Genomic DNA, 16,274 nt, shown 5'->3' on the forward strand with positions numbered 1-16,274 from the left:
CCCTCGCGGCATCATGCTTTAAGAGGGGCGCAGTTTTCGCAAGAGCGACAGGACTGCCTGTTTGACCATCGACCCCAACCAGACGCCGAGCTCCAAGCGCAGCGAGATCGTCGGCGTCATCAAGCGCATCGTCGCCGAAAACGGCCGCGACTACATCTGGCACTACACCTTCGCGGCGATCTTCCTGCTCACCATTTCGGCCACGACAGGCTTCCTTGCCTGGATAATGCGCGACATCATCAACCTGATCTTTTATGAGCGGCGCGCCGACCTGATCCTGTTGATCACCCTGTCGACCTTCGCCGCCTTCGTCATTCGCGGCCTGTCCACCTATGGCCAGGCGGTCGTCCTAGCCAAGGTCGGCAACAACCTCATCGCCCGCTATCAGCGTCGCATCTTCGACCACCTGATGAGCCTCGGCATGGACTTCTTCTCGTCGCAGCGCTCGGCTCAGCTGATCGCCCAGGTCAACCAGAATGTCGCCGGCGTGCGCGACCTGCTCAACATCCTGATCACCTCGATTGCCCGCGATGCGGTGACACTCATCGTGCTCATCGGCGTGATGGTCTACCAGGATCCGGTTCTATCGCTGCTGGCCTTGCTGATCGGGCCCCCGCTGGTCTTTGCCGTCAACTACCTGATGCGCCGGCTGCGTCGCCTCAACCGCGATGCCATCCTCGTCGGGGCCCGTCTGTTCGGCTCGATGCAGGAAACCGTCCAGGGCATGGCCATCGTCAAGGCCTTCACCATGGAGGATCAGCTCGCCAGGCGCATGGACGGGCTGATCGGCGACGTCGAGGCACGCTCGAACAAGATCGCCCGGGTGTCGGAGCGTCTTTCGCCGATCACCGAAATTCTCGGCGGCGCGATCTTTGCCGGCATCATCGGCTACGCCGGCTACCGCTCGGCAGTCGACATGCAACCGCCTGGCAACATCATCTCGTTCATTTTTGCGTTCATCTTCGCCTATGATCCGGCACGCAAGCTCGCGCGCACCCAGGTAGGCCTCGAGAGTGCGTTGGTAAACGCCCGCATGCTCTACGAGATTCTTGACACCCAGCCGCGGCAGGAAGACGCCCCGGACGCCAAGGCGATCGCTGTCGGCAAGGGCGAAATCCGCTTCGACAACGTCTCCTTCGGCTATGGCGACGACCTCCCCGTCCTGCGCGAGCTGAGCTTCACCGCCGTCGGCGGCAAGACCACGGCGATCGTCGGCGCCTCGGGCGCCGGCAAGTCGACGCTGATCGCGCTTTTGCAGCGCTTCTACGATCTCGACGGCGGCCGCATCGTCATCGACGGCCAGGACATATCAGGCGTCACCAAGCGCTCGCTGCGCCAATCCATCGCCTATGTCTCGCAGCATCCCTACCTGTTCGAAGGCACCATCGCCGACAACATCCGCTACGGCCGCCCCGATGCCACCGACGCGGATATCCGCGACGCCGCCAGGCAGGCCTTCGCCGATGACTTCATCCTCGACCAACCTGAGGGCTACGACACGCCGGTCGGCGAAAGCGGCTCGACATTATCCGGCGGCCAGCGCCAGCGTGTCTCCATTGCGCGCGCCCTGGTACGCAATGCGCCTATCCTTTTGCTCGACGAGGCGACCTCGGCGCTCGACAACGAGTCCGAGGCGCGTGTCCAGCAAGCGCTTGCCACCGCCACGCAAGGGCGCACCACCATCGTGATTGCCCATCGCCTCTCGACGGTCATCAATGCCGATCATATCGTCGTGCTGGACGCAGGCCGGCTGATCGAGCAAGGCACCCATGCCGCGCTGATGGCCGACCCCAACGGTGTCTATGCGCGCTTCCACAATCTGCATGACGAAGCCGCACTCGGACTCGTGGACGATACCACCGAGACTGCAATGGTAGAGCGGCAGCACGCGCTGCCTCAGGGAGCCTGATATGAGCGAGATGGGTCTTGTCGTCGTCGGTGCCGCCGGGCGGATGGGTCAGGTGCTGTTGCGTACCGTGCACAGCATGGCAGGCGTGCGTGTCGTCGGTGCCATCGAACGGGCAGGCTCGCCGCATCTCGGCAAGGATGCTGGCGAACTCGCCGGCATCGGCATCATCAACGTGCCGATCTCTGACGATCCGCTGTCCGCCTTCGCCAAGGCCGACGGCGTGCTCGACTTCACCGCGCCGGCAGCGACGATCGAATTCGCCGGCTATGCCGCGCAGGCCCGCATCGCCCATGTCATTGGCACGACCGGCTGCTCGCCGGACGACGACGCCAAGATTGCCGCCGCCGCGCGCCATGCCACCATCGTCAAGTCGGGCAATATGAGCCTCGGGGTCAATCTGCTGTCGGTGCTCGTCGAGAAGGCCGCGCAGGCTCTCGGACCCGATGATTTCGACATCGAGATCGTCGAGATGCACCACCGCCACAAGGTCGACGCGCCATCGGGCACGGCACTTCTGCTCGGCGAAGCCGCCGCAGAGGGCCGCAAGATCGCACTTGCAGAGAAGAGCGTACGCGTTCGCGACGGCCACACCGGCGTGCGCGAAACCGGTACGATTGGCTTTGCTGCGTTGCGCGGCGGCTCGGTCGTCGGCGAACATTCGGTTATCCTCGCCGGCACGGGCGAGCGCATCGTCATGTCGCATCTCGCCGAGGATCGCACCATCTTTGCCCGCGGCGCCGTCAAGGCGGCGCTGTGGGCGCATGGACGCAAGCCCGGCCTCTATTCGATGCGCGACGTGCTCGGCCTCTAATCAAACTCCGCCACTACAGTCCTCACCCAAGGGAGCAAAAATGTCCGGTACTCTCGTGCTCGTCCGCCATGGCCAGAGCGAATGGAACCTCAAGAACCTGTTCACCGGCTGGCGCGATCCCGGCCTGACCGAGCAAGGCCACGCCGAGGCCAAGTCGGCCGGCGAGAAGCTCAAGGCGCGCGGGCTCAAATTCGACATCGCCTTCACCTCGGCGCTGTCGCGCGCCCAGACCACCTGCCAGCATATCCTCGACGTTCTCGGCCAGGGCGACCTCAAGACGATCCGCAACGCCGCGCTCAACGAGCGCGACTACGGCGACCTCAACGGTCTCAACAAGGACGACGCCCGCGCCAAGTGGGGCGAGGAGCAGGTCCATATCTGGCGCCGCTCCTACGACACCCCACCGCCCGGCGGCGAGAGCCTGAAGGACACCGGTGCGCGCGTGTGGCCCTACTATTTGCACGACATGCAGAAGCATGTGCTCTCCGGCGGCACCGTGCTGGTCGCAGCCCACGGCAACTCGCTGCGCGCGCTGATCATGGCGCTCGACGGTATTTCGGGGCCTGACATCGTCAAGCTCGAACTCGGAACCGGCGTGCCGATCGTCTACAAGCTCAACGCCGATTCGACCGTCGCTTCCAAAGACGTGCTGGCCTGAGTCGCGATGGCGTCGGCCGTCCAACGGGACGCGCAAAGGACGGCGTAGATTTTTGAACGTATTCGGGAGCCGTGCATACGCGGCTCCCGACCCTTCGCCGGCTTCGAAAGCCAGTCGGCCCCTGCGTCAGCCTCATCACCCGAATGCGACATTTGCGGCCTGCCGCAGCATTCCTCGGCAAAAGCAGAAAAAGCGCGTTGACACAGTCGCTTCGCCCGCTTACATCACCGCCACCAGCCCAGATGGCGGAATTGGTAGACGCGCACGGTTCAGGTCCGTGTGCCGCGAGGCGTGGAGGTTCGAGTCCTCTTCTGGGCACCAGTTTCCTGCTTCAGACAGCTCCAACTGTCTGAAGACACTCAAAAAGCCCGGTTCGCCGGGCTTTTTTGTTGTCCGCATTTTCCAGCCTTTTCTCCCGTTCTCCCCGACAATCTCCATGCATTGCCGAAGCCGGCTCCATCGCCCGAATGGTCAGCTTCCGACTGACCCATCGCAGGTGATAATATCAGGTTGAGCTAATTTATTGAGCACAACCCGTCGAGGAGTCCGCCGATGCTGCGTCTGGTCCTTGCTGCTGGACTGGCTCTTGCTGCCGGCACGGCAGCCAGGGCCGAAGACAAACCACAGGCCGCCCCAACGGTTATGGAAGGCATAACCGTCGCGGAGTTCGGGGACATCATGACCAAGGCCGGCTATCAGGCCAAGGTCGGCGTCGACAGCGACAACCTGCCGGTCATCGATTCCAAAGCCTCCGGCATGAATTTCTGGGTCTATTTCTACAATTGCGAGGGCGGCGAACCGCAAAAGTGCCGGCGCGTCCAGTTCCAGAGCAGCTTCAAGACCGACAAGGCGATGCAGGACAAGGCACTCGAATGGAACAACAAGAAGGTCGCCGGCCGCGCCTCGAACGACAAGGACAACACCTATTTCGACTACCTGATCGACTGCGGCGGCGGCGTCTCGTCGACCAACCTGTCACAGAATCTCGAGCGCTTCGACACGCTGATGGCCGAGTTCACGACGTACATAGGCTGGCGCTGAACGACGCGCGCAGGACTGCCAGGCAGCATGCACTGGATGCATGCATGTTGCATACTTGCGTGCACGATAAGAAAACTGAGGCAAATATGCCACCAGGCATTATTACTTCTCATATATTGATAAAGTTGTCGTCTGTGCCATTGCTATCGCCCCACCAATACTCATTCAGTCAAAGAATATTTGAACCATAAAATTTTCAGGCGAAAATCCGGGGTGGCACAGTGAAATCTAGAAATTATCTTGGCGCAGCCAGCGTCATGGCTCTCCTATGCGTGTCATCGGCTGTGGTCGCGGGCGAACAGGTTTCCGACCAGCAGTCCATCGGCTACCGCATCGGCCTTGCCTTCGCCGGTGTCCACAACACTCTTGGCGGGATGGGGATAGAATCATCAGGCGGCGTCAGAGTTGCCGACACACGTCCAACCGTGATGTTTGATGGAACACTGGGCTACGACTTCGCGCCCAACTGGGGCATCCAGGGCGACCTGCAGGCGGCAGCGCTAGGCAAGCCCGACGTCGCCGATGGCGACAGGACCAACGCCTATGGCCATGGCGCCGTCCACCTCTACCATCGTACGGACAGCTTTCTCGTCGGCGCCCTGGGCGGCCTTGGCATTCACGACGATGGCGGCGATTCCAACCGGGAGATGAACTATTGGTTCGCCGGCGCCGAAGGCAAGCTGTTGACCGGCTGGGGCTCGGTCTTCGCGCAGGCGGGCTATCTCGATTCTTACGACAGGTACGACGAAGGCACGCGGGAGGCGCCGTTCGCCCGGCTTGGCATCAACTACTTCCTCAACGACAACTGGTCGGTGAAGCTCAACGGCGCTTATGCCGGCGGCAAGAAGTGGACCGACAACCTGCCCAACCGGATCTTCGACTTCAACGTGGAGAGTGAAATCCGCCCGGAAACCTGGCCGGTCTCGTTGTTCACCCGCTACGAATTCATCCAGATTTCCTATCATGCGCTCGATAGCGACCAGTACCGCTATGGCGAGAACTTCCATACCGTCATGGTCGGGCTCAAGTTCCGCTCCGGTACGACCCTGCGCGAGGCCGACCGTGCACCCGGCTCGCTCGACTTGCCATCCCTTGGCAAATGGGTCGCCTTCAACGCCAATGAGGTCGAGTAAGCCGGCACGTTTCCTCTGAACTCAAGGAGGGCGCCGCGCGGCGCCCTTTTTCCTCCTGCCGATGACCTATCAAACCAACCGACCGCGCATCTGCACCTCAACCTTGCGAGTCGGCCGAACTGAATTCAGACTGCAATGCGACCATCCGGCGCGTCGAATTAGATGGCGGGCCGTGAGGTTGGAGTGGCCGCATGGCCTCCCTGAGACCTTGAGGCGTCCGGAATGAAATGCTGCGTCTACACAGTGCTCGTCGGTGGCTATGAGCACCTCAACGAGCAGCCAGCAGCCGGTCGCTTCGCGCTCCCAGCTACCCTTCATCTGCCTGACCGACGATCCCGCGCTGCGCAGCGAAAGCTGGGACTGCCGCGTTGTCGAACCGCTGTTTCCGCAGGATCCGATACCAGCCAGCGCAACCTGAAAATCCACCCGCATGTCCATTTGCCCGAACACGACTGCTCCATCTACATCGACAACTCCGTGATCCTGAAACGGCCCCCCGAACGAATGCTGGAGCTGATCCGGCAATCGGCTTCCTCGTCGCACCGCATTCCTACCGGGAAACGGTACTGGATGAGTTCCTGGAGATGGCGAGAAAAGGTTCTGACGACGCCTCCCGCATTTTCGAGCAGCTCACCCACTGCACGCTGAGCTGCCCCGAAATACTGGAGGAGCACCCATGATGTACAGGCTTGATGATCCGCGACCATCGTTCGGCGCGCGTCACTTCCATGCTTGAAGCCTGGGCCTTCCACGTGATGCGCTACTCGCGCCGGGATCAGCTCTCGATGAACGTGGCGTTTCGGTCGGCCAGCTTCAGCCCAACGGCATGGGCCGTGGACAACAGGGAATCCGACCTGCATCTCTGGCCACATACGGTGGGACGGAATCGCGACCTGGGTTCCCGCAATCCGGCGATCAGCCTGATGCCCGCAGCCGCCCGCGTGCGGCGCATGGAGCTGAAAGAGGCCGCATGGACCACGCAGGAGCATGCCTATCGCGCCGAGATCGAACGGCTTAACGCGAAAGCCGAGGCGCGCAAACCGCACAACCGATTGCGCAGGCTGGGCGAAAAGCTCCTTCGGCTGCCCGACAGGCGCACTGGCAGCCGAACGCCAGAAGAAGCCGTCGCGCTACCGGTCCGTGTCCGCGCGCCTGGCGGCGCGTGGATTCATGTCGACCCGCTGGACCGTCGCGCCCAGAAACTGATCCAGTCCGACGGCAATCTCAATCCGCCCGCCCTGTCTGCCTGGCATCTGCTGCTGCAGCAGCATGCCTGGACGCATGTCATCGATTTCGGCGCCAACTATGGCGAGATGCTCGTCAATGGCGGCCTGCCTTCCGGGGCAAGCATCATCGCGGTCGAACCCAATCCGGCGATCCGCGCCCCTATCTCGAACGCACCCTGCGCGAGCCAGGGCTGCCGGCGATCATCCTGGACGCTGCGTTGTCCGACAAGGAAGGCCAGGCCGCGCTTCACGTCGACCCAAACTGGTCAGGAACGGCTCGTCTCGCCAAGCCCGGCGACAACGGCGCCTTGCCGGTGCGGACGACTACGCTCGACCGGGTTCTTCGCAGCTTCGATGCAGGTCCTTCGATGATGCGCGTGCTGGTCAAGCTGGATGTCGAAGGAGACGAGGCAAACATCCTACGCGGTGCGCTGGCCATACTGCCAAGCCTCGGCGAATTCGCGGCGCTGGTCGAGATCCTGCACGTTGCGCCGGCCGATCTCGTCTGGCTGGTCGAGCATTTCGAGATCTCGCTGCTCGACATGCAGCCGGGCGGCGGGCTGTTGAGGCCCCCGCCACGGCAGCTCGGTGACATGCTGCGTCCGGGCGCTACCACACGCAGGATGCCGTGTTGCGACGGCGCAGGTGAAGCGCACCAGACAATTCTGTCTGGCAATTCCCCGGTCCGGAATCCCGTACCGTTCCGGCTTCGCAGACCGCCCCCCGAAAGAGGTCCCCTCTCCTGTCTCCCGCTGCTGCTATGCCTCGAGGTTGCGGTTGCGATCCTGCCAGAGTTCAAGGGACGCCAGCACCGCCACCGCGATGCCGAGGCCGATGTGCCAGCTGCGCAGAGCGCCGCCATATTCGAAGACGAACGGCTGCACCACCATCCAGACGCCGCAGAACAGCGACAGGACTTCTTCCCAGCGCCGCAGGAAGATCTGCTCCAGTCCGGACAGAACGACGATCGCAGCACCGACGAGCGCGGTGACCGCCATCATTGTCGACATCTCGGTCACGCCGAGCCACATCGGCGAGACGATGATCGCGGCGCCGAGGATCATCGACACGATGTCCTCCCAGCGCCGATGCCGGGTGAGCCCAAGGGGCTCCATTACGTTTAGCGTTGCCATGATGAAAAATCCTCTTTGGCTACGTTCGAGTTAAGCTCGAGCGCCCGTGAGGACTATGTGCGTGCCAGTCGAACTCCTCAGCGGGCGTTCTCGCACTGGGAATATTATCTCAGATATCGGTAAGAAATTCAATGAAGCGCCGGTGTCGCAGGCTACCGCGTCCTATCCGGCCATTGTCGACCTTGGCTGGCTCAGCAATACTGGTCGTGGGGAACTCAGGCTGGAGGGAAAATGCCGCGCGTCATTGCAATCGGGCTAGACGGGATGGACCACGACCTCGTCGAGCGGATGATCGGCGAAGGACGCCTACCCAACCTCGATCGGTTGCGGCGCAACGGCATTGGCCTCAAGCTCGATCATGGCCGCGACAAGCTTTCGGGTCTCGCCTGGGAACACGTCGCCACCGGGCTCGCGCCATCCGATGGCGGCCGCTGGTCGGCGGTCCGTTACGATCCGGCCACCTATGACGTCCTTCAGGAAGAAGTCACTGCCGCTTCCTATCTGCCGGGCATCGGCCGCAAGGTGGTGGCCTTCGACTTGCCCTATTGCCGCCTGGGCGACAGTGGCGATGTCCTCGGCCTCGCCGCCTGGGGTGCGCATGATCCCGGCGTCGAGGCCCATTCCAATCCACCTGGTCTCGCTGCCGAAATTGCCGGCAGGTTCGGCCCATACCCCGCCCCGGAATGGATCTACGGCTTCTGCTGGCCTTCCGCCGCGAAAACCGAAGCGGCCGCCGCCGCCCTGATCGCTGCAGTCGAAAAGCGCCGCGAGATCGCGCAGTGGCTGCTGCGCGAGAGGCTTCCCGACTGGGATCTGGCGATCGTCGTTCCCTCCGAGGCACACTCCGGAAGCGAGCCGTTCTGGCACGGCATCGATACCGAACACCCCCTCCATCATCACGCCTCCGCAGTCCCGGCAAGGCGAGGGATGATCGGCATCTACGAAGCGCTCGACCACCTGGTCGGCGACCTCGCCGACACCTTCCCTGACGCGACGGTGCTGGCCTTTTCCATGCATGGCATGGGCATGAACGAGGGCGACGTGCCCGCGATGGCGCTGCTGCCGGAGCTGCTCTACCGACGCAGCTTCGGCAAAGCCTATATGCGCGACCTCAAGCCTGCGGCGCGCCTTGCCGACGGCACGCCGCTGCTGGGTGAGCATGAGGGTTGGGAGCCGACGCTGCGCAAGCTCGCTCCATGGCCGGACAAGCCTGGCCCCATTGCCCGCGCGCTGGTCAAGGCAGGCATAGGCAGGCGGCGCGACGCCGAATCGCTTCGCCGCCAGCGGGAGCCTCGCGGCATCGGCTGGATGCCCGCGACGCGCTATCGCGGCTTCTGGCCTGATATGGACGCCTTTGCCATTCCAGCCTTTTACGACGGACAGATTCGGCTGAACCTGCGCGGCCGGGAAGCATCGGGAAAGGTGGCGCCCGAACGCTATGATGCACTCCTCGACGAACTTGAATTGCTGCTGTCGCAGTGCCGCGATCCGCTGAGCGGCGAACCGGCGGTGCGCGAAACGTTCCGGGCTGGCAAGCCACCGTTCGAAATCGGGCCACATGAGGCCGATCTCTACGTCCTTTTCCGCAAGGGCCTTCTTGGCATGACGCATGAGCGACTCGGCACCGTCGGTCCGCTGCCCTGGCGCCGGACGGGTGGCCATACCGGCGACTGGGGGTTCATCTTCGGTGCCGGCCCGGGCCTCGAAGCCGGCCGCTCGGGCACCAGCAGTTCCTTTGACGTCGTGCCGACGATCCTGGATCTGTTGGGCGTATCCCCGGATCTGGCCCCCAGCGGAAAGACGCTGCTCAGAGATCCGGTCTGACACCGGCCTTTCCTGCCAGCTGCGCCGCCTTGACGAACAGCTTTAGCCATTCCCGGGGCTCCATCCTCGTCCGCGCCCGCCGATAACGGCGAAAGGCCCTACCGGCCTTGAGCCGACCCAGAAGCGACGCCGGGTGCGCGGACATTCGCTGCTGTGCGTCGGCGTGAAAATACCCCCACAGCCAGACCTCGCTCTGCCGCTCCGGTCCGATGAGATGGTCGACGATCGCTTCGGGAACCCAGCACCCGTGGTGACCGGCGGCAATTGCGGCGCGCATCACAGCGATCTCCTCGCCGCCGGCGAACGGGCTGCCTGGCCGCCGGCCAAGCTCGGGATCGAAGCGAAAGCGGCGCTGGGCATCGGTCACCATGCCGTAGTTGGCGCCGAACGGAAGATCGGCGTCGACGTCGGCAAAGACATCGGCTGTGGCTCGCCGCCGGGCCGCATAAGCGCCCTCCACCACATCAAGCCCGGCCAGCAGCCAGGCGGGCGGCTCTCCGTCCAGGCGCGGAACGATCACGCCGCCAAAGATGCTGCATCGTGGCGATGCGGCCATGGCGGCTGCATAGGCACGCAGGAAGCCGGGCCGCACCAGGGCGTCGTCGTCGAGCCAGACGATCAGCCGTCCGCGCGCCTCGTCAATGGCCCGGTTGCGGGCGTGGGACAGCCCGCCCCGCGGCTCCGCGACGACGACCATCGGCAGTCGGTCGGCGAAACGCTCCGCCACCGGCACTGTGTCGTCGCTGCAGTCATTGGCCACAACCACGATTTCGAAGCTGGAGCTCGGCTTTTCGGCCGCGGCGAGTGCGGCAAGGCATCGCAAGAGCAGCGGCGCCCGGTTGCGGGTGCATATCGCAATCGTCATGCCGATTTCGGTCAATTGCCCCTCGCACCCAATACCGACCGGACCGGCCACGCCTTAGCGAGCCTATTCTTAGCGGCTCGGCGCCCAGCTGCAATTGTCTGACGTGTTGTCGTCCGGCAGTGCAACCGTTCGTTTCACCTGCCGGGGCGTCTGAGCCACAAAAACGCGACACAACCGGCCAACGCCGTCACGATCCCGATCCAGAACCATTCTGTACGCCCTGTCATGAAGCTGCCGCCGAGCAGGCCGGCGCCTTGCAGAATCCAGACGATGCCTATGACGACCGCGAGTCCCGCCACGATGTTTGGCAATAACTTCATTTTGACACAGCCTCCCTGTTGATTATCTTCACAACGCTCGCTTGATTCTTGATATTTCTTTCGTTCTGAAAGTATCATCAAGAAGTTTTTCGCCAGCGGCGAATCCAGTGATTCAGCGATGAACTCGTCGCCCACTCCGCAATTATGAAGATATTCCTTCCTTGCGTCCCGAACGGGCCTGACAAACTGTTACCTTGAGACTCCAAACGTGTGCGCTCGCCTCGGAACTGCCCGATGCTTGCCGCATTCGCTGCCACATTTCGGGTGAAACCGCTCCGTGTGTTTATCAACAGAGCGTTAACCAGAAGATGAAGAACCGCGCCAAGCCCGCGATCGCGGCGGCCACCCTCGCCGCCGGCATGATGATAGCCCTCACCGGCACCGCTTCCGCCCAGTGCGGCAAGGCGTCCTGGTATGCACTGACCTCGAAGACCGCTTCGGGCGAACGCATGAACCCATCGGCCATGACCGCGGCGCACCGCTCGCTTCCTTTCGGCACCAAAATCCGCGTCACCAACCAGAAGAACGGCAAGAGCGTCGTCGTCCGCATCAACGATCGCGGCCCATTCATCAAGGGCCGCGTGCTCGACCTGTCCAAGGGCGCAGCCCAGCAGATCGGCTTCGTCAGGTCGGGACATACGTCCGTCTGCATGCAGCGCACCTGACGGTTGCGCTGCCAAAGACGCGGCGCGCCTCTAACCGATGCGCCGCGCCGCCGTCTCGGCCATTGCCTCGGCGAGGCTGAGCTGCCACTCCGTCCGGCAATAGGCGCGGAAATCGAAGCAGGGCAGGCCCGGGCAGACCTCGAATTCGATGAGGTGCACGGTGTCGTCGGCCTCGACGCGGAAGTCGAGCGAGAAGACATCGCGCAGGCCGATGCCCGCCACCAGCCTTGCGGCGATCCGCCGGATGCGCTCGGCCGCGCGCGGCTGCAGCGACGCCACCTGCGCCAGTTCCGGCTCGACATACTTCCCCGCTTCCCTGGCTGCCGCGCCGGTGTCGCCATAGAGCGCCATACTGTCGGCCATGGTCTGGAAATCGCCACCTGAATCGACAAAAACGATGCCGAGCGCCTCGGGCCCAACTTCAGGATCGACCGCCAGGAAGCTCGCCCGCACATTGCGGCCCGAGACATAGGGCTGGACGATGACGTCGTCGCGGTAGGCGTCGAACACCCTGCGCCCGAGCGCCAACGCCTCCGTGACGTTGGCGATACGCGAATCCGCCCAGATGCCGATCTTGGCGCCGAGCCGGTTCGGTTTGACAAAATAGCCCGACGAAGACGCCAGCGGTTCGACCAGCCATTCGCCGCCGCGCACGAGACCCGCCGCCGGCACCGGCAGGCCGAGAGCCGATAGCACGGAACCGGCACGAAACTTGTCCTGGCACAGCGCAAACAGGCTGTCGTCGGCGCCGATGGTCCGCAAGCCGTTCAGCCGGGCAAGTGCCGGTGCGGCACCGCCACGGAAAAAAGCGATGCCGTCGGTCAGCGTCCACACCAGGCTGGCGCCACGGTCAACTGATGCCAGCACCGCTGCCGCATCGTCCAGTTCGACGGCGCGAAAATCGAGGCCACGCCTGGCGCATGCTTCATCTAGGGCGCTGAACTCCGGCACCATGTCGGTCGACTGCGCCAGATAGGACGAGATCTCCATCGCCGCCTGGGCCGAGAAGCCGTCATCGAGCAATCGCTCCGAACACGCACGCTCCGGCTCATGGACGAGAAAAAGCGTCGGTTTTTGTCCGGCCATCGGCACTGTTCCTGCATGCGGGCGGCGCGGAAGCACTTCGCCGGTGCACGACAATGGCATCCCCGTCGTCTCAGGCTTGCCGGAAAACCGACCTGTTGCCATCGTCCGGGCGACAAGGCCCGCCAGTTGAAGGACTGCAGAGCGGGCGCTTGCCGCGCCTCAGATCAGTACGTTCGGCTCATGCCGACCATTGACCTGGATGTCGAGCAGGAAGGTCTTGCCGGCATGCGGATCCGCCCGGCGCGCTTTGGCGCTCATGCCTTCGGCCGCCGAGGTCACCACCATCCGGTCGGCGGCGTGCCCGACGAAGGCCGGGCACGAGGTCTGCACCGCCGGCACTGGCACGCTGCGCACCAGCTTGCCGTCGGGCGCATAGGCGTCGACGCGGCCGCCGCCCCAGCTGGCGTTCCACAGCACCCCGTCGCGGTCGACGACCGAGCCGTCGATGCCGCCCCTGTCGCCGCGCCGATCAACAAACAGCTTCGGCTCGCCGAGCGGCAGACCGGTGTCGGCATCGCAGTCGAGGCGGTAGAGCAGGTTGACCGCCGTGTCGGTGTAGTAGGCGGTCTTGCCGTCCGGGCTGAAGCAGATCGAATTGGGAATGCTGATCGCCGGAAAAAGCAGCCTGAGCTCGCCACGGAAGAACCAGTAGATGGCGCCGGCACCGGCCTCGGCCTTCTTGCCCATGGTGCCGAACCACAGCGCGCCGCACGGATGCACACGCGCGTCGTTCGAGCGCGTGTCGGCATTGGCGGCTTCGACCGACATATGCAGCTTGAGCTTGCCGGTCGTAGCATCGCGGACATGCAACCCGGTTTCGGTGAGCAGCAGCTGGCGCTCGCCGTCGATCGTGGCGATCGCGCTCGCCATCTCGTCCAGTTGGTGGATGCGCGTCTGCCCGCCGGACAGCTTCTTCTCCAGCATCCGGCTCGCCAGTATGTCGAACCAGTAAAGCGTGTCGGTGGCGGGATCGTAGGTCGGGCCCTCGCCGAGCTCGCAGGTCTCGTCGGACAGGATGCTGGCCGCCATGTCAGGCACCCTTGCCGATGGCGTCCCAGCCGGCCACTGCCGCCCGGGCGCGTTCGCCGACGTCGGCAGCACTCATGCCGGGTTTGTAGAGGCTGGAGCCGAGCCCGAACAATTGTACACCGACCTTGGCGTAGGCGGCGAAATCGACCTCGGACACGCCGCCGACGACACCGACCTGCGTCTCCCTGGGCAGCACGGCACGGATCGCCGAAATGCCGCCTGGCCCGAGCACGCTCGCCGGGAAAAACTTCAGCGCCGAGGCGCCCAGCCGCAGAGCCAGGAACGCGTCGGTCGGCGTCATCACGCCGGGCATCGTCACCATTTTGTGCGCACCCGCGCGGCCCATCACCTCGGCATCGATGTTGGGGCTGACCAGCAGCCGCCCGCCGGCATCGTGAAGCCGATCGACATCCTTGGCCCACACCACGGTGCCGCCGCCAACCAGTGCCGCAGGCAGCGCCCTGGCCAGGATCTCGATCGAGCGGAACGGATCGGGCGAATTGAGCGGCACCTCGATCGCCTCGATACCGGCATCGAACACCGCCTGGCCAACGCCAAGCGCCTCCTCCGGTTTCAGTCCGCGCAGGATGGCAACCAGCCCGCGGCCAAGCTCGGGGAACGGTGCAGTCACGCTCATTCAGCCACTCCTTCAGCCAGCATCCCATTGCGGCGGGCAGCGGCCACCAGGCCGGCCAGCACCGCTTCATCGGCATCGGCGATCGTCACCGCAATGCCGGCGAGGCGCATCGCCTCGGCGTAGAGCCCGCCCAGCGCGCCGGAGACGACAAGCACGACAGGCGTTTCGCGCCGGCCGAAGCGCCTGACCGCCGAGGCAACCTCGGCGCCGATCAGCAGGCCCGAAAGTGCCGCTGCCGCATCCTCCTGGCCGAGTCCGGAGAGCAGGCCGGCGGCGCGGATGCCGAACAATCTCGCGCCGATGTCGCCGTCGGACAGCGCTTCCCCGCACCAGTCGCGGAAGACCTTGCTGTCCGGCGACACCTTTGCCGGCTTGTCGCCGATCGAGTGGCGCAGGATCGAATGCTGAGCCAGCACCGAGAACATCTCGCCGGTCGGCCAGGTGCCGAAACCCTGGATGGCGCCGCCCGCGGCGGTCACCCATTTGCAATGCGTGCCGGGCATGCAGACGAGATGGCTGCCCGCTCCGATCAGGGCGGCAATGCCGGCGAGCTGGGTCTCCTCGCCGCGCATGACATCGGGCGCCCGCGGGTCGCGCTGGGCCAGTCCCGGCACGATGCGGACGTCGCGGCCGGCACCCGACACGGGCACGGCGGCGCCCAGAATGTCGCCCAGCGACGACGGCACGTCGACATAAGGCGCCTCGACCCAGCCCTGGCGCGCACCTGCCATGCCGCAGACGATCGCCGGCAGGTCCTTCGCAGCGCCCATGTCCTGCAGCTGCCTGTCGAGAACCGTGGCAAAACCCTTGTGCTGCGCCGTGAGCAAGCCCTCGTCGCTGCGCCGTTCGTCCAGCACCGCGCCCTTGGCGTCGAGCAGCCAGACACGCAGCCTGGTCGTGCCCCAGTCAACGGCCGCTATCGTAGGGGTAGCACTCACAAGATCCCTCCATCGACGATCAGCGTCTGTGCCGTCAGCATTTTCGACGCGTCCGAAGCCAGGAAAAGCACCGGCCCGACCATGTCTTCCGGCAGCATCATCCGCTTGATGCACTGGCGCGAGATATGCGCCTTGAGCGACTTCTCGCTGACCCACAATTCGCGCTGCCGCTCGGTGATCACCCAGCCCGGCGCCACCGCATTGACCCTGATGTTGTCGGGGCCGTAGCGCCCGGCAAGCCCCTTGGTCAGGCCAACGATCGCAGCCTTTGCCGCCGTGTAGGCCGGCATGGCGCCGATGTTGAGCATATAGGAGGTCGAGCTGAAATTGATGATCGAGCCGCCGCCGGCCTTGACCATGCCCGGCGCCACCGCCTGGATGGTGAAGAAATGCGGCCTGATGTTCACCGCCTGGTTCTCGTCCCAGCTCTCGGGAGTGACATCTGATACCTCGTGGCGCAGGTCGTTGGCAGCGTTGTTGACCAGAACCGTCACCGGGCCATGCTCTTCCTCGGCCCGGCCGACGGCCCGGCGCAGCTCCGAGATGTCGCGAAGGTCGGCGCGCAGATAGAGCGGCCGGTTGCCGGTCGCCTGCTCGATCTCGTCACACAGCTCCTGGCTCGGCTTCAGCGCGATGTCGATGAAGGCGACCTTCGCGCCCTGCCGGACAAACGCCTCGGTCAGCGACGCACCGATGCCGGTGCCGCCACCAGTGATCAGCACCGACTGGCCCTCGAGATCAGGAAAACGTGCCGATGGCATCATGATCTTTCCCCTCGCCTCGCCCACTTCCCCCAAAGCCGGACATGCCCACCGTCATAGAGCAAGATCGCAAGAAGTGGGAACCGGTTTTCGGAGAAGATCGTGCTCGCTCACGGAAAATTCGGAGCATCCTGCCGGAGCCTCGAACGGGAACAATCTATCACGCCATGCTCCCGGACCGGCGCCCCGACCTTGTGTTCGCGACGGGTGCAGCACAGCCACCGCGCGACGCGAGAAG

The 16,274-nt window shown here is 64.3% G+C and carries 17 protein-coding genes and 1 tRNA gene; 10 read left to right on the forward strand and 8 right to left on the reverse strand.

Features of this window, described 5'->3' with window-relative positions; translation table 11 throughout:
• Positions 1-61 precede the first annotated feature (61 nt).
• The 8 genes from H5P29_RS04160 to H5P29_RS04195 all read left to right on the forward strand — a co-directional run bounded on the left by H5P29_RS04160 (position 62) and on the right by H5P29_RS04195 (position 7,150).
• Positions 62-1,909 carry an ABC transporter ATP-binding protein gene (locus tag H5P29_RS04160; protein WP_154385254.1) on the forward strand — a complete coding sequence of 616 codons (1,848 nt, stop codon included), beginning with the start codon at positions 62-64 and terminating at the stop codon, positions 1,907-1,909.
• Between the two features lies 1 nt (position 1,910).
• Complete coding sequence (gene dapB, locus H5P29_RS04165) at positions 1,911-2,720, forward strand: 4-hydroxy-tetrahydrodipicolinate reductase (protein ID WP_067955638.1); 810 nt, start codon at positions 1,911-1,913, stop codon at positions 2,718-2,720.
• 40 nt (positions 2,721-2,760) lie between these two features.
• Positions 2,761-3,378, forward strand: coding sequence for a 2,3-bisphosphoglycerate-dependent phosphoglycerate mutase (locus H5P29_RS04170; protein WP_067955640.1), 618 nt, complete (start codon positions 2,761-2,763; stop codon positions 3,376-3,378).
• Positions 3,379-3,614: 236 nt separating this feature from the next.
• Positions 3,615-3,699: transfer RNA gene (locus tag H5P29_RS04175), tRNA-Leu, on the forward strand.
• 231 nt (positions 3,700-3,930) lie between these two features.
• Positions 3,931-4,419 carry a YbjN domain-containing protein gene (locus H5P29_RS04180; RefSeq protein WP_154385255.1) on the forward strand — a complete coding sequence of 163 codons (489 nt, stop codon included), beginning with the start codon at positions 3,931-3,933 and terminating at the stop codon, positions 4,417-4,419.
• Between the two features lie 257 nt (positions 4,420-4,676).
• Positions 4,677-5,552 (forward strand): outer membrane beta-barrel protein, encoded by an 876-nt coding sequence (locus H5P29_RS04185; RefSeq protein ID WP_154385256.1) that lies wholly within the window; start codon positions 4,677-4,679, stop codon positions 5,550-5,552.
• A gap of 259 nt (positions 5,553-5,811) precedes the next feature.
• Positions 5,812-5,970 carry a hypothetical protein gene (locus tag H5P29_RS04190; protein ID WP_154385257.1) on the forward strand — a complete coding sequence of 53 codons (159 nt, stop codon included), beginning with the start codon at positions 5,812-5,814 and terminating at the stop codon, positions 5,968-5,970.
• 271 nt (positions 5,971-6,241) lie between these two features.
• Complete coding sequence (locus tag H5P29_RS04195; protein WP_185910246.1) at positions 6,242-7,150, forward strand: hypothetical protein; 909 nt, start codon at positions 6,242-6,244, stop codon at positions 7,148-7,150.
• Between the two features lie 386 nt (positions 7,151-7,536).
• Here H5P29_RS04195 and H5P29_RS04200 read toward each other — a convergent pair whose 3' ends face one another.
• On the reverse strand, positions 7,537-7,911 hold the full coding sequence (locus H5P29_RS04200; RefSeq protein WP_246670769.1) for a hypothetical protein: 375 nt from the start codon (positions 7,909-7,911) through the stop codon (positions 7,537-7,539).
• A 231-nt stretch (positions 7,912-8,142) separates the two neighbouring features.
• On the opposite strand from H5P29_RS04200, the gene H5P29_RS04205 reads away from it, so the two are divergent.
• A complete protein-coding gene (locus tag H5P29_RS04205; protein ID WP_083948343.1) occupies positions 8,143-9,735 on the forward strand; it encodes an alkaline phosphatase family protein in 1,593 nt (530 codons plus the stop codon).
• Here H5P29_RS04205 and H5P29_RS04210 read toward each other — a convergent pair.
• Together H5P29_RS04210 and H5P29_RS32425 are read right to left on the reverse strand one after the other, a co-directional pair.
• The gene (locus H5P29_RS04210; protein WP_067955656.1) at positions 9,719-10,615 is read right to left on the reverse strand and encodes a glycosyltransferase family A protein; all 897 of its coding nucleotides are present in this window, start codon (positions 10,613-10,615) and stop codon (positions 9,719-9,721) included. The two genes, H5P29_RS04205 and H5P29_RS04210, sit on opposite strands and share 17 nt — an antisense overlap.
• 119 nt (positions 10,616-10,734) lie before the next feature.
• Positions 10,735-11,055, reverse strand: coding sequence for a hypothetical protein (locus H5P29_RS32425; protein WP_246670770.1), 321 nt, complete (start codon positions 11,053-11,055; stop codon positions 10,735-10,737).
• A gap of 173 nt (positions 11,056-11,228) precedes the next feature.
• Here H5P29_RS32425 and H5P29_RS04220 point away from each other — a divergent pair, with 173 nt between their 5' ends.
• Positions 11,229-11,585 (forward strand): septal ring lytic transglycosylase RlpA family protein, encoded by a 357-nt coding sequence (locus H5P29_RS04220; RefSeq protein ID WP_067955657.1) that lies wholly within the window; start codon positions 11,229-11,231, stop codon positions 11,583-11,585.
• Between the two features lie 30 nt (positions 11,586-11,615).
• Here H5P29_RS04220 and H5P29_RS04225 read toward each other — a convergent pair whose 3' ends face one another.
• From H5P29_RS04225 to H5P29_RS04245, 5 genes are all read right to left on the reverse strand, one after another.
• Complete coding sequence (locus H5P29_RS04225) at positions 11,616-12,671, reverse strand: D-alanine:D-lactate ligase-like protein (RefSeq protein WP_154385258.1); 1,056 nt, start codon at positions 12,669-12,671, stop codon at positions 11,616-11,618.
• A 159-nt stretch (positions 12,672-12,830) separates the two neighbouring features.
• On the reverse strand, positions 12,831-13,700 hold the full coding sequence (locus H5P29_RS04230; RefSeq protein ID WP_154385259.1) for an SMP-30/gluconolactonase/LRE family protein: 870 nt from the start codon (positions 13,698-13,700) through the stop codon (positions 12,831-12,833).
• A gap of 1 nt (position 13,701) precedes the next feature.
• Complete coding sequence (locus tag H5P29_RS04235) at positions 13,702-14,337, reverse strand: 2-dehydro-3-deoxy-6-phosphogalactonate aldolase (protein ID WP_154385260.1); 636 nt, start codon at positions 14,335-14,337, stop codon at positions 13,702-13,704.
• On the reverse strand, positions 14,334-15,275 hold the full coding sequence (locus tag H5P29_RS04240) for a 2-dehydro-3-deoxygalactonokinase (RefSeq protein ID WP_182574476.1): 942 nt from the start codon (positions 15,273-15,275) through the stop codon (positions 14,334-14,336). Before H5P29_RS04240 ends, H5P29_RS04235 begins: the two co-directional genes overlap by 4 nt.
• Positions 15,272-16,039, reverse strand: a complete 768-nt coding sequence (locus H5P29_RS04245) for an SDR family NAD(P)-dependent oxidoreductase (protein WP_154385261.1) — start codon at positions 16,037-16,039, stop codon at positions 15,272-15,274. Before H5P29_RS04245 ends, H5P29_RS04240 begins: the two co-directional genes overlap by 4 nt.
• Positions 16,040-16,274: the final 235 nt, after the last annotated feature.

Source organism: Aminobacter sp. MDW-2 (assembly GCF_014250155.1).
GTDB lineage: Bacteria > Pseudomonadota > Alphaproteobacteria > Rhizobiales > Rhizobiaceae > Aminobacter > Aminobacter ciceronei.